Origin of the sequence: Mesorhizobium sp. M0296 (assembly GCF_040321675.1) — a bacterium.
GTDB lineage: Bacteria > Pseudomonadota > Alphaproteobacteria > Rhizobiales > Rhizobiaceae > Mesorhizobium.
This window is the reverse complement of record NZ_JAMYRZ010000007.1, coordinates 1-13614: the sequence shown is the minus strand read 5'-3', so window position 1 is coordinate 13614 and position 13614 is coordinate 1. Positions and strand designations below refer to the sequence as shown.

Annotated in this window: 11 protein-coding genes; 3 read left to right on the top strand and 8 right to left on the bottom strand. The window is 64.5% G+C overall.

From position 1 onward, the window contains the following. The first annotated feature begins 50 nt into the window (after nt 1–50). Nucleotides 51–1061 (top strand): transcriptional regulator GcvA, encoded by a 1011-nt coding sequence (gene gcvA / locus NKI97_RS09235; protein WP_352747529.1) that lies wholly within the window; start codon nt 51–53, stop codon nt 1059–1061. 31 nt (nt 1062–1092) lie between these two features. On the opposite strand, the gene NKI97_RS09230 is transcribed toward gcvA, so the two are convergent. The 8 genes from NKI97_RS09230 to NKI97_RS09195 form a co-directional block, all read right to left on the bottom strand. Next, nucleotides 1093–1953 carry an NADPH-dependent oxidoreductase gene (locus NKI97_RS09230; protein ID WP_352449719.1) on the bottom strand — a complete coding sequence of 287 codons (861 nt, stop codon included), beginning with the start codon at nt 1951–1953 and terminating at the stop codon, nt 1093–1095. Nucleotides 1954–2003: 50 nt separating this feature from the next. Beyond that, the gene (locus tag NKI97_RS09225) at nt 2004–3098 is read right to left on the bottom strand and encodes an LLM class flavin-dependent oxidoreductase (protein ID WP_352747527.1); all 1095 of its coding nucleotides are present in this window, start codon (nt 3096–3098) and stop codon (nt 2004–2006) included. Nucleotides 3099–3171: 73 nt separating this feature from the next. Next, on the bottom strand, nt 3172–4527 hold the full coding sequence (locus NKI97_RS09220; protein ID WP_352747524.1) for an LLM class flavin-dependent oxidoreductase: 1356 nt from the start codon (nt 4525–4527) through the stop codon (nt 3172–3174). Next, complete coding sequence (locus NKI97_RS09215; RefSeq protein WP_352833675.1) at nt 4524–5705, bottom strand: acyl-CoA dehydrogenase family protein; 1182 nt, start codon at nt 5703–5705, stop codon at nt 4524–4526. Before NKI97_RS09215 ends, NKI97_RS09220 begins: the two co-directional genes overlap by 4 nt. A gap of 4 nt (nt 5706–5709) precedes the next feature. Next, the gene (locus tag NKI97_RS09210) at nt 5710–6051 is read right to left on the bottom strand and encodes a DUF3088 domain-containing protein (RefSeq protein ID WP_352684476.1); all 342 of its coding nucleotides are present in this window, start codon (nt 6049–6051) and stop codon (nt 5710–5712) included. Nucleotides 6052–6058: 7 nt separating this feature from the next. Next, nucleotides 6059–7414, bottom strand: a complete 1356-nt coding sequence (locus NKI97_RS09205; RefSeq protein WP_352747521.1) for an LLM class flavin-dependent oxidoreductase — start codon at nt 7412–7414, stop codon at nt 6059–6061. 15 nt (nt 7415–7429) lie between these two features. Next, entirely contained in the window at nt 7430–8605 is a 1176-nt protein-coding gene (locus tag NKI97_RS09200) for an acyl-CoA dehydrogenase family protein (RefSeq protein ID WP_352833673.1), read from the bottom strand. 24 nt (nt 8606–8629) lie between these two features. Continuing rightward, nucleotides 8630–10069 carry a SidA/IucD/PvdA family monooxygenase gene (locus NKI97_RS09195; protein WP_352833671.1) on the bottom strand — a complete coding sequence of 480 codons (1440 nt, stop codon included), beginning with the start codon at nt 10067–10069 and terminating at the stop codon, nt 8630–8632. A 980-nt stretch (nt 10070–11049) separates the two neighbouring features. On the opposite strand from NKI97_RS09195, the gene NKI97_RS09190 reads away from it, so the two are divergent. Together NKI97_RS09190 and NKI97_RS09185 are read left to right on the top strand one after the other, a co-directional pair. Beyond that, on the top strand, nt 11050–11958 hold the full coding sequence (locus NKI97_RS09190; protein WP_352833668.1) for a tyrosine-type recombinase/integrase: 909 nt from the start codon (nt 11050–11052) through the stop codon (nt 11956–11958). A 3-nt stretch (nt 11959–11961) separates the two neighbouring features. Beyond that, nucleotides 11962–13155 carry an IS91 family transposase gene (locus NKI97_RS09185; RefSeq protein ID WP_352833665.1) on the top strand — a complete coding sequence of 398 codons (1194 nt, stop codon included), beginning with the start codon at nt 11962–11964 and terminating at the stop codon, nt 13153–13155. Nucleotides 13156–13614 lie beyond the last annotated feature (459 nt).

Here is a 13614-nt window from a genome sequence, read left to right as displayed (position 1 = left end):
CGCAAAGCCCGCCCTCGTCGCGCCCGGCATGAACGTGTTGAATGCGCCTCATGGTCGATCTCATTCGCGCAAAATCAAGGAAGCTGCGGCCGACGCTGGCGAGGCTTCCGCCGCTGACGTCGCTTCGCGCTTTTGTCGCAACGGCCCGCCACCTGAGCTTTACGCGGGCGGCCGAAGAGCTCCATGTCACCCCCGCCGCCATCGGCCAGCAGATCCGCCTGCTCGAGGATCATCTCGGACAGCCATTGTTCCACCGCAACCGCGGCGAGCTTCTTTTGACCTCGGCCGGCCAGGCGCTGATGCCCGGCCTCACCGAGGCTTTCGACGTCGTTGTCGAGTCGGTCGCGCGCATTTCCGGCGACGAGGAGGATGCGCCGATCAAGGTGTCGGTCGCGCCTTCCTTCGCCAGCAAATGGCTGATCCCGCGCCTCGACGCACTGCGCGACGCGGCACCCGGCCTAGAAGTGCTGGTCGACGCATCGACCAGGCTTGCCGACTTTGCCAGCGAAGACGTCGACTGCGTCATCCGCTACGGGTCGGGCGCCTATAGCGGCCTGCTGACGGAACGGCTTTTTTCGGAAGCGGTGCTGCCCGTCTGCAGCCCGGAATTTGCTCGCATGCACGGTCTCTATCGCGGGCCGGAGGGGCTGCGTGACGCACCGATCCTGCATGAGGACGGTCCGGAACGCGATCCAAGCTGCCCTGACTGGAAGGGCTGGCTGAGATCCAACGGCCTGTCCGGCCGCTTTGTCGAGGGCGGTATACGGCTTAGCCAATCGTCACTGGTGCTCGACGCAGCTGCTGCCGGCAAGGGCATCGGTCTCGGCAAATTCCGGCTGGCCGAGCCTGACCTCGCCGCAGGGCGTCTGGTCAGTCCATTCGGCTCACCGCAGCCGGTCGAGTTTTCCTATTATTTTGCGACGACGCCGCACAAGGCGAAGCTGGAGACGGTCGAGCGCTTTCATGGCTGGCTGAAGGCCGAGGCGCGCCAGCTCGGCGCTCTCGACTTCCCACCGCCGGCGGCGCTTCCGGCGCGCATCGCCATTATCGCGGCCGAATAGCCTCGCCGCGGTCTCGCGAGCAGGCGCGCGCCTATTTGAGCTTGAAGCCCAGGGCCTTCAGCACTTCGCCCAGGCGATCACGGCCTTTCAGCGCTGCTTTGCTGCCGATGCGGTTCGAAACCAACTCTGTCCAGTCCACCACAGGCATCGCCTGCTCCTGCTGGAATAAACGAAGCCTCTGGTTGTAGGCTGCAAGATCGTCCGGATCGGGCTCTGATCGATAGCGCTCGCGGTGCAGCACCACAGCCTGCGGCAGTCTGGGTTTGATGTCAGTCGCAGCCAGGAGATCGGGATAGCCGACGGTCAGGCCGAACACCGCAACGGTTTCCGGCGGGAGGCCGAGTTCGCGCGCCACCTCCTGCGGATGATTGCGCATCGCGCCGATGTAGCAGGAGCCGAGCCCGAGCGCATCGGTCGCCACCACGGCGTTCTGTGCGGCAAGTGCGGCGTCGATCACGGCCAGCAGAAAACTCTCCTGATAGTCTAGCCCCTCGCCCACCCGGCCTTTTGCCTCGGCAATGGCACGCAGCCGCGAGAGGTCGGCCAGCCAGACCAGCAGCAGCGGCGCCTGCTCGATATGGCGATTGATCGCCGCCAGTCCGGCAAGCCGCGCCTTGCGCGCCGGATCCTCGACTGCGATGACGCTCCACGCCTGGAGATTGGAAGAAGTCGGCGCCGACTGGGCGGCGGCGACGATCAGTTCCAGCGTCCCTTCGGGCAGAGGCTTGGCGAGATAATTGCGGACCGAGCGATGCGAAAGGATCGCCTCGAGGGCTTCGTTCCAGTTTCCGGTATGCGTATGTTGCGGCGCCCGGTAACGCCGCCGCAGCGCCGCTTCACCACGCAGGTCGGCGTCGGAAGGGCGGATGCTGAATGCGGCCGGCTGTGACATCGTCTTCCCTACTGGCAATCTGGCTTATTCGGTGTTCTGACGACCCCAGGTCATTCAAGAAGCGCGGCTTCTGCCCCATTGCGCAATAGCGGAAGCAACTGATCGCCCTGCCGCTTGATCTCGTAAAGATACGGCGTGTCCGAGAGCACGAAATGCTTGATGCCCAGATCCCGGTATCTGCCGAGCGAGCGGGCGACGTCGGCGGCCGAGCCGACCAGCCAGGTGGTGCCAGCGCCGCCGCCGCCATATTTGCCCGGCGCAGTATAGAGATTGTCGTCCAGCACCTCGCCGCGCGCGTGCAGATCGAGCAGACGCTGCTGGCCCACCGCTACCGCCCGACCGTGATCGTTCCAGCCGGCTCCCTGGCCCTTGGCCATCTCGTCGACCTTCGCTTCTGCGTCCGCCCAGGCCTGCCCAGCGGTGTCGCGGACCAGCGTGGTGACCCGCAACCCGAACTCCAGAGGCGGGAGGTCTCGGTCGAGTTCCCTGCTCAAGGCTTTGAGCCGCTCGATCCGCTCCCGGACGCCGTCGAGCGGCTCTCCCCAGAAGAGCTGGACATCCGCCTCGCTGGCCGACACCCGCTCCGCCGCCTCCGACGCGCCGCCGAAATAGAGCTTGGGATGGCGACGATCGCCACGGACATGGATGCGGGGCATCACGGTAGAGCCAGTGACCTGGAAGTGCTCGCCCGCAAAGGTCACGTTCTCTTCAGTCCAAAGTCTGCGAACCAGGTGCATGAACTCTCTGGTACGGGCATAGCGATGTATCTGGTCACCTTCGCTGTCGCCATACGCAGCGAGGTTGTCCTTGCCTGACACTATGTTGATACGCACGCGACCGGCGGTCAGCTGGTCGAGCGTGGCTACGGCGGATGCGAAGTGCGCCGGCCGCCAGTAACCCGGGCGGATCGCGATGAGCGGCTCGAAGGAGGTGGTCCGCGCGGCGAGCGAGGCCGCGACAGTAAAAGTGTCGGGCCGACCCCAGCCGGTACCGATCAGCGCGCCCTTCCAGCCGTGTTCCTCAAGCGCCTTCGCGTGGCTGGTCAGCGTCTCCAGGCTGTTGTGGTCCTCGACGGCCGGCTCGCCGCGGTGACCGGGATCGACCTGGTTCGGGATGTACCAAAGAAATTCGGTATCAGCGCTCATTGTCGGGCCTGTATTTTGGCCGGGCATGAGGTCAATGGCAGGACCTTCCGCTCCGTTGTATTTTGATGACCATTCAATGGGTGGCCTCATGCAGCGCTGGCGCCTTGTGCGGCTGCGGTGCAAAGCGGCTTTCGGGTCTGGCAAGCCCGAGATGGTCGCGCAGCGTGCGCCCCTCATATTCGGTGCGGAACAGGCCGCGCCGGCGCAGGATCGGCACCACCGTATCGACAAAGACCTCCAGTCCGGTCGGCAGCACGTCCGGCATCAGGTTGAAGCCGTCGGCGGCGCCGGCGACAAACCATCTTTCGATATCGTCGGCGATCTGCTCGGGCGTGCCGACGATGGTGCGGTGGCCAGTGCTGCCGTTCAGCGCCCGGATCAGCTGGCGAACCGTGAAATCATTGCTGCGGGCGAGCGCGAGCGTGGCCTTGAAGAAGGTGTGGCCGCCGTTGGGGGGCAGTTGAATCCCTTCCGGCAACTTCTCGTCCAGCTTCAATCGCTCGCGGTCAATGCCGAGCACGCCGGACAGCCGCCCAAGGCTGTAGTCGAGCGGAATGCGGTCCCACAGCTCTTCTTGCCGCCGCTCCGCTTCCGCCTCTGTGCTGCCGATGATGGTGGCTAGGCCGGCGAGGTTGAGCGGCACGCCGCCGGTGCGGCCATAGGCGACGGTACGCGCCTTAAGTTCCCGCGCATAGCCGAGCGCTTCCTCGAAAGACTGCGATGCGGAAAACACGGCTTCGGCGTGGCGGGCGGCGAGGTCCTTGCCGTCATCGGACCCGCCGGCCTGGACGACCACCGGATGCCCTTGCGGAGAGCGCGGCACATTGTGCGGCCCATACACCGAAAAATGCGCGCCCTTGTGCTCGATGGCATGAACCTTGGCGGCATCGACGAAGCGCCCGCTGGCGACGTCGCCGATAAAGGCATCGTCCTCCCAGCTGTCCCACAATGCCTTGACGATCTCGGCGAATTCCGCCGCCCGCTCGTAACGCCGGCCATGATCGATCGCACCCGTCAGGCCGAAATTGCGGGCCGAGGCCGGGTCGGCCGTGGTCACGATGTTCCAGCCGATACGCCCGCCGCTGACGTGGTCGAGCGTCGCGAAACGACGGGCGATGTTGTAGGGTTCGTTGAAGCTGGTCGATACCGTGGCGATCAGGCCGATGCGCTCGGTTGCGGCGGCTACCGTCGCCAGCACGATGGTCGGCTCCAGCGACGTGATCGGACGATAGTCAATGCGGTCCGATATCGCCGCCTGGTCGGCAAGGAATACGGCGTCGAGCTTTGCGCGCTCTGCGATCTTCGCCACCTGCACATAGTGGTCGACGGTGAAGGCGGCATAGGGGTCGACGCCGTCCATCCGCCATGCCGCCGGCGAGAAGCCGGCATGCAGGATGTTGACGTTGAGATGGAGCTGCCGGCCGCTCATCGAAAGACGCCGGGCTCGGGATAAGCGCCGGTCAGATACCAGGTGCCGACAGTGCGGGTCTTGTATTCGGCAGGGTTGTGCAAGGTGTGAATGCGTGCGTTGCGCCAGAAGCGGTCGAAGCCGTATTTGCGCACTGCGGAGCGGGCACCCATCACCTCGAATATCTCGGTCGTGACTTCGAGCGCGACATCGCCTGCCAGCACATTGGCCGCGGCGACGGCAACCGCCGCCTCGCCGCGTTCTTGCTCGGTCAGCGCCTTGCCGCGCGCGATCGCATGATCGATCGCCGCCGCAGCCCGATCGGCCAGCACTGTCGCTGCCCGCGTCTTGACCCAGAGTTCGCCATACTGCCGCTTGATCCATGGATCGTCGATATGGCGCTCGACGCCGGAATACATCCACGGCCGCGAACTATTGAGCGTGTAGTCTCGTGCCGCCAGCAGCGCGCCCTGGGCCGTGCCTATGAAGACATTGAGCAGTACACTTTGCTGCTGCAGCGGGCCGATGGTGCGGATCGGCAGTGACGCGTCGACCCAACCGCGCACCAACTCGCTGTCGTGGATCCTGACGTCCTTGTAGGCGACCTTGCCGCTGCCGGTCTGCGTCTGGCCGATGCCGTCCCAGTCATCGAGAACGGTGATGCCTTCGCGGTTCGCGGGGATCGCCGCGAATTTCCTCTCGCCGCTGACCTCGTCTTCCCACGAGGTCGAAAGATAGTCGGCGACATGCGAGCCGGAGGCGAAGGGTTTGAAGCCGTTGACGATCGTCCACTCGCCATCTTTGCGGCCGAACAGCGTTTTGGAAAAACTGTTGCCGGTGTTGCCCCAGAACCAGTCGCCGGCAGCCGAACGCCGTAGCAGATCGGCTGAGCGCGGTTCGTCCGAATTGAGCCTGGCGGCGATCAGCGCGCTGAAATGGTAGCCGTAGATATGGCCGATCGAGCCGTCGACCTTGGCGAACTCGCGGCCGATCTGCAGCGCCGTCGAATAGGGTTCCCCGGCGCCGCCGAATTCCTTGGGGATCACGATGGTGAGCAGGCCGCTTTGCTTGAGCAGACGGATCTGTTCGGTAGGCCTGCCGCCAAGCTGGTCGCGCTCGACCGCATCGCGGGCAAAGATGTCGCGCAGCTCGACCGCCTTGGCGATCCATGGATTGGACGTATCGGGATCGAAGGTCATCGTCTCACTCATGCAGATGCGGGAAGCCGTGGCGCTCGGCAAGCAGTGCAAGAATGCGCCTGGTGTCATCGGCGAAGACCTTGCCCTTGGCCGTCGGCAAGTCGGCGGGCGGATCGCTGCCGATGATCAGCACCGGCAGCGACTGGTGCCGTTCGCCGAGCGCGTCGATCACCTTGCCCCTCGGCCTTGCGAACGGGACGCGTTCGACGTCTAGTCTGCTGGCGAGATCGGGAAAGGCAGCGAGCAGCCCTTCGACCTGGTTGCAATAGGGACAGACGAAGGCTCGGCCGGGGTGCTTTGGGTCGGCGAAACCCGGCTGAATGAGAAAGAGCGTGTCGCGCACCATTGCCGGCCTATTCCGCAGCCGCCGCGGCATGCCGCGAAAAACGGTTTGCCGGCCGCTTCAGGCCGAGATTGTCGCGCAAGGTCCTGCCCTCGTACTCATCGCGGAATAGCCCACGGCGGCGAAGTTCCGGCACGACCAGCTCGATGAAATCCTTCAAGCCGCCAGGCATGATCGGCGCCATGATGTTGAAGCCGTCGGCGCCGTAATTCTCGAACCGCTCTTCCATGGTGTCGGCGATCCGTTGCGGCGTGCCGACCACCTGCCAGTGGCCGCGGGCGCCTGCGATGCGCAGATAGAGCTGCCGGATCGTCAGTTTCTCGCGCCGCGCCAGATCGATCACCAGCGCTTGCCGGCTCTTGCCGGCATTGGTCTCCGGCAATTCAGGCACGGGCCCATCGAGCGGGTAAGAGCTGAGGTCGAAGCCGCCGGCCAGCGCCGAGACCAAACCGAGGCCGACTTCCGGCTGGATGAGGTCCTGCAGCTGTTCGAACTTCTCCTGCGCCTCGGCTTCGGTGCGGCCGACGACCGGGAAGATGCCAGGCAGGACCTTCAGATCATCCTCCGAGCGGCCGTATTTGCCGAGCCTGCCCTTGACGTCTGCGTAGAAGGCGGTTGCTTCGTCGAGCGTGATCTGAGCGGCGAAGATCGCTTCCGCCGTGCGCGCCGCCAGCTCTTTGCCCGGATCCGACGCCCCGGCCTGGACCACGACCGGATGACCTTGCGGCGTTCGCGGCGTGTTCAGCGGACCACGCACCTTGAAGTGCTGGCCCTTGTGGTTCAGCACGTGAAGCTTGTCCTTGTCGAAATAGCGCCCGATTGCTCTGTCGCGCGGGAAGGCGTCATCTTCCCAGCTGTCCCACAGACCGAGCACGACATCGGCGAATTCCTCGGCGCGGTCGTAGCGCTCGCCATGCTGGATATGCGTCTCGTGACCGAAATTGAACGCTGCCTCCGGATCGGACGAAGTGACCAGATTCCAGCCGGCCCGCCCGCCGCTCAGATGGTCGAGCGACGCGAACTGGCGGGCCAGATTGTAGGGATCGGAAAAACTGGTCGACGCCGTGGCGATGAGGCCGATGTTCCTGGTCACAGCCGACAGTGCCGACAGCAGCGTGATCGGCTCGAACGGATAGACGCCGCTATGCGCCTTGCGGCTGGCGGCCTCCAGATCCTTCAGCCGCGCCGCCACGCCGTCGGCAAAGAAGATGGTGTCGAACTTGGCTGCTTCCGCCAGCCGGGCAAGTTCGACATAGTCGCCGAGGCTGGTCCCCTCGCCTGCCGCCGGATGGCGCCAGGCCGCCACATGATGGCCGGTGAAAAGAAGAAACGCTCCGAGCTTTAGCTTGTCCTTGCGCCTGGCCATTTTTTTCGCGCCTCCTCAGCGGTACAGTCCGCCGGCCGGGAATTCCCCGGTCAGCAACCAGATGCCGATCGTGCGCTTCTTGTATTCGGCGGGGTTGTGCAGCGTGTGCGTGCGCACGTTGCGCCAGAACCTGTCGTAGCCGTTGGCCTTGGTGGCCGAACGGGCGCCCATCACCTCGAAAACCTCGCTCGACGCATCGAGGCCGATTTGTCCGGCGTAGACATTGGCGGTGGCGAGATCGATCGCCGTCTGCCCGCGCCGCTCCAGGGTCAACGCCTCGCCCTGGCCATAGGCGGCATCGAGGCTGCGTGCTGCTATATCGGCCAGTTCGGCCGCGGCGAGCGTGCGGATATAGAGGTCGCCATATTTGCGTTGCACGAACGGATCGTCGGTATGTTTCTCATAGCCGGAATAGACCCAGGGGCGCGATTGCGAGACCGTATAGTCGCGGCCTTCGCTCAGCGCTCCTTGCGCGCTGCCGACGAACAGGTTGAGCAGGACCGCCTGCTGGAACAGTGACGTCAGCGTCTGGAACGGCGTCAGCGGCACCGCTGGCGAGCCGATCAGTTCGTCGTCGCCGACATGCACGTCCTTGAACGTCACCTTGCCGCTGCCGGTCTGCCGCTGGCCGACACCATCCCAGTCATCCTCGATGACGATGCCCTCACGGTCAGCCGGGATTGCGGCTGCCAGCCGGTCCTGACCGTCCTCCCAGGCAACCTGGATGTAGTCTGCGATGTGCGACCCGGAAGAGAACGGCCTGAAGCCGCTAAGGATCCAGCCCGTGCCGTTGCGCCTGGCCGTCGACGTCTTCGACATGGCGTTGCCGGAATTGCCCCAGACCCAGTTCTCCCTTGCCGAGCGTGTCAGCAGCCGGTCCTTCTGCGCCTCCGTGCCACGGAACAGCACGCCATTGAGCGGCAGATGATGGTATCCGTAGAGATGGGCGAGCGAGCCGTCGGTGCGGGCGAATTCGCGCACGACGCGCAGCACCGACAGCCAGGGTGCGCCCTTGCCGCCATAGCGCTTGGGAATCTGCGCCGACGGCAGGCCGCTTTCCTTCAGCAGGCGGATTTGCTCGACCGGCCGCCCGCCGGCCTTGTCGCGCGCCACGGCATCCCGATCGAAGATATCGCGCAGTTCGACCGCCGTGGCGACGAACGGGTCGGAAAGGTCAGGGCTGAAGGTCATCGGCGTTTGTCCATGGAAATGCGTCTATTCCGCCGCGATGGTCCGCGCCGGCCGCCAGACGGAAGCGGCATAGGCGTCTTCGCCGAACTCGGCCGGATGGCTCCCAGTTATGCGACTCTCATGGCTGTCGAGATCGGCGAGGAAGAGATCGCGGCTGATGCGCGCGACAACGGCCGGCACATCGCGCCTGATCGACGGCACATCGCCGATCGGCAGGCCGAAACTGACAAAGCCGCCGGGATTGAAGACATGGATATTCCTCAGGAATGGCGCCTCCCCCGGCGCCTTCTCGAGAAATTCATGGCCGAGGCCGAGATAAGGATGGGCGCCGAAAAATTCATCCAGCTCTGCTTCCGGCGGCGCGTACTGGTCGCGCCATAGCCGGATGGTGGCGGCGAAATCGGCGAACTCAGGCTTGCGCGTCGGGTCGGCGAAATAGCCGGTGCCGGCGACGACGAAGTCGAACGCAAACGTCTCGCCTGCGATATCGGTGACGACCTTGCCGTCTTCGACATCCGCATTTGTCCAGGGGGCACCGAGATGGAGATGAAAATTCTGGTGCCGCACCGCCCGCTCCACCGCATCGAGCGGTGGCGTCGAACCGGCCTCGCGGAAGCGCAGCGCCTGGCGCCAGCGCACCGCATCGGGCAGCAGCGGATAATTGTCATAGGCGCCGGGATAGCCGCGCACGCGGTTGATCGGCACACTGGCAATGCTGGTGCGTCTGGCGAACAGACGCACCGATTTCGCGCCGGCCTCAAGGGCAGCTCCGGCCGCATCGAATGCCGAAGCCGCCGACCCGACGACAGCGATTGCCTTGCCGTTGAGCGAGGCAAAATCGATTGCCGCAGAACTGTGTGCGACAAAGCCCTGCGGCAAGGCGGCAAGTACCGGCGGTATCACTGGACCGCCGCTGCCGCCAAAGCCATTGGCCAGAATGATCTTGCGCGCCGTTTCGATCGAGGGCCTGCCGTCGGCTTCGAGGTGGAGGCGAAAATGCCCGCCAGCCGGCTCGATGCGAATGAGACGTGTGCCGTAACGAATGCCGATGCCGAGAAAGTCGCGATACCATTTCAGGTAACTCGCCCAATCCGTCCGCGCGATGCGGTCGAAACCGGCATAGGCTTCCACACCATGGCGGGCTTCATACCATGACTGAAAGCTCAGGCCTGGCAGACCGAGTTCCGGTCCCGGCAAGCCCTTTGGCGTTCGCAGCCGGTTCATCCGTGCATGAGCGAGCCAGATGCCAGCCTTGCTTTCATCCGGTGCCGCGTTGACGACAGTGACCTTGCCAATGCCGGCACGCCTCAACGCGAAGGCAAAGGTCGCCCCCGTCTGCCCACCGCCAACGATGAAGACATTGTGGTCGATGCCTTCCCGGTCCGGCACCCAGTTCTGCGGATCGGGGCCGATCAGCCGGAGCGTTTCCCGGGCGTGGTGATCTGGATCGGTCGGTAAGGCCATTTCGGTCCCGGCTGAAGTTCAAGCGTCGCGCCAAACTCCGCCCCAGTCGGCAAACAGTCCAGAAATGTCTGCTTTGATTGCCCGGTAGTTTTTTTCACTTGCATCCGATTTCACAATCGGGAGCGCCATCGGGCAAATGGAGATCGGAGCTTCCAGGAGATGCGATACTACCCGGCCAGCGGATGACCGGGCCGCAGCCGCGGTCTACGGACCGCCGCGGCCGGTGCAATTGGTGCCGGTATTCCGCTCGCGACTGGAGCGGCGATTGGCGAAGGGTCATGAACCTGCAAGCGGATGGATCCACGCTTTGCTCCGCACAAGGGCATTTTGAGACTACGGCCGAGTTCAGAACCCGCCTAATTGCACGTCGTTGCCGCCGATTGCCGTACGCATCGCTGAAGGGTCTTTTGAAGCCGGGAGTGTTGAGCTACCTGTGACGGGTGCCATCAACGAGACGGAGAAAATCGACGAACGGGCCCAAAATCATTTCGCTAAAAGTCACGGATTTACCCGACAGCGCTCAATTCAAACCCGAAGAATTAAGCGTAACATATTGATATGTAATAATATGGTGGGCCCGGAGGGTATTCAGAAAGCCATAAAAATCAATTGGTAAGAGATCAGTGGGACTTCAGAGCATTCAAATCTCTTCCAATGTTTTTCAATGTTGTTGTCCCACTCAGAAGTGCCTCAGTCCACCAAGCCGACGCACTGAACGCCTCACTCGGAAGGAGGTTTGCGCAAGGCGAAAGGAAGATCGCGTCGGTGTGCAGCCTTCCTGAGAAGGGTCGCGGTAGCGCCAACTGCTGACGCTCAGCGCGAAGACATCAATGTCCTGTTATGGGGCCGCGGAACGAACCCGCTGCGCGGGAGGGGCGCCTGCGGTTGAGGTAGAGATCAAGAACCGGTCGTCGCGCTCGCGTTGAGCGTCGTTCGGCTCGAGCAGAGCATGGCGGGCTTCTTCAACAAGGAGCCTGACCATGCACCATCCTATTCTCAATGCCCGGATCAGCCCGCTGCGCCAGCGGCTGATCGACGACATGAACATGCGGCGTTTCTCACGCGAGACGCAGCGCAACTATCTCCGCGATATCGGACGCCTGGCGACATTCCTCGGGCGTTCACCAGACACAGCGACCGCCGACGACCTACGTCGGTTTCAGATCGAGCAGCAGGAAGACGGCGTTCCCGTGCCGACGATGAACAGCATCGTGTCGGCGCTGCGCTTCTTCTTCACCCAAACGCTCGACCGCCCGGACCTGGCGCGTCGGCTCGTCCGGCTGTCGCATCCGCGCAACCTGCCCGTGGTGCTCAGCCGCGACGAGGTGGCCCGGCTGCTCAACGCCACCACCTGCCTCAAGCACCAGGCCGCATTGTCAGTCGCCTATGGCGCGGGCCTGCGTGTCGCCGAGGTGTCGATGCTGAAGGTTGCCGACGTCGACAGCGAGCGCATGCCGCTGCGCGTCGAGCGTGGCAAGGGCGGGCGCTATCGCAACGCCATGCTCTCGGAGGACCTGCTCACGCTTCTGCGTGAGTGGTGGAAGGTCGGACGTCAGCAGGGCGTGATGCACCGCGACGGCTGGCTGTTCCCCGGACAGCACGCGATGAAGCCGATCAGCACGCGGCAGCTCTATCGCATCGTCGTCGAGGCAGCCCAGGCCGCCGACATCGCCAAGCGGGTGGGGCCGCACACGCTGCGCCACAGCTTCGCCACCCACCTGCTGGAGGACGGCACCGACATCCGCATCATCCAGGTCCTGCTCGGGCATGCCAAGCTCAACAACACCGCCCTTTACGCGAAGGTGGCGACCCGGACGGTGCGTGCCGTGACGAGCCCGCTCGACAAACTCGGCCTGTTCAAGCCGGGAGAGATCTCGCCTGACGGTTGAGCCGTGCGCGCCTCGATCGAGGTCGCCGGCATCTTCCGTGCTGCCGGACCCGCCTATCGGGCCGCCCATGCAGGTCATCTGAGCCTCGCCCAGCTCAAGGTCATGTCGGCGATCGAGCATTGCCGCACCGCAGCCCTTGGCGGTCACGTCGAAGCCTGCGAGGACTGCGGCCAATGGCGGATCGCCTACAACTCCTGCCGCAACCGGCACTGCCCGAAGTGCCAGGGCGCGGCCGCACGGACGTGGTTGGCCGAGCGTGAGGCCGACCTGCTGCCGGTCGGCTACTTCCATGTCGTGTTCACGCTGCCCGCCGAGGTCGCCGACATCGCGTTCCAGAACAAGGCGCTCGTCTACGACCTGCTGTTCAAGGCGGCAGCGGAGACGATGCTGACGATCGCTACGGATCCGAAGCATCTCGGCGCGCGCATCGGCATCACCGCCGTCTTACACACATGGGGATCGGCGATGACGCACCATCCGCATGTCCACATGATCGTGCCGGGCGGCGGCATCGCGCCGGACGGAAGCCGGTGGATATCGTCGCGCCCGGCCTTCCTGCTCCCGGTGAGGATTCTCGGCAAGCTGTTCCGCCGCCTGTTTCTCACCCGGCTGGTCGCGCTGCACGAGGCGGGCCGGCTCAGCTTCTTCGGGTCGATGGCGCACCTCGCCGACCGCCGAGCATTCCTTCGCCACCTGGCAACGGTCCGGACGAAGCGCTGGGTCGTCTATACCAAGGCGCCCTTCGCCGGGCCTGAAGCGGTGCTCGCCTACCTGTCGCGCTACACGCACCGGGTCGCGATCTCGAACAGCCGGCTGATCGCCTTCGACAAGAGCGGCGTCACCTTCCGCTACAAGGACTACCGCCACGACGGCGCCGATCGTCAGCAGGTCATGGTGCTCGCGACCGACGAGTTCATTCGCCGCTTCCTGCTTCATGTCCTGCCACGCGGCTTCCATCGCATCCGGCACTACGGCCTGCTCGCCGGTTCCGCTCGCAAGGCCAGCCTCGCGCTGGCGCGCGAACTGCTGGGCGTCGCCGCGCCGCCCGACCCCGGCGACCCCGATGAACCGGACGACTTTCACCCGCCATGCCCCTGCTGTGGCGGACGCATGATTGTCATCGAGGTGTTCGAACGGTGGAAGCAGCCGCGTGGACCGCCGGATGCGCCGACGACAAACCGGCAGAAGTGTCCATGACCCGGCATGGCATGCTCCAGCGTTCAGCCGCAGGCGCCCAGCCTCCGGCAACGGACCCACGCGTGTCCATGGTGATCATCGACGCCGAACGGGTCGCGTCCGGCCGCGCGCCGAGCCGACAATACCGCGTGGCTGAAAGGCGAAGCGGTCCGTCCGCATCAAACCCGCCGCTTGCCGACGGCGGTCGCGCTGTCGCCGACACCAGCCGCAAATCGAAATCCCCATAGCCATCGACTGTGGCCCACGGGTTCCTTCCTCGGGGACTTTCGTACGCCTGCCGGCGCCCGAAACTCTTCACGTCAGAGGACCGGCCGCTTCTCGCGCCCAGAAAGCGATAGCAGACATGCAACTAGGTGGTACAAAGTCTCTAGCGTGACCGATAGTGTTGAAGAAGTCGGCGATGAAGCCGTGGATCCACTCGCACCGAAGCGTCTTGATTAAGGTCGACGCGACCTCCTC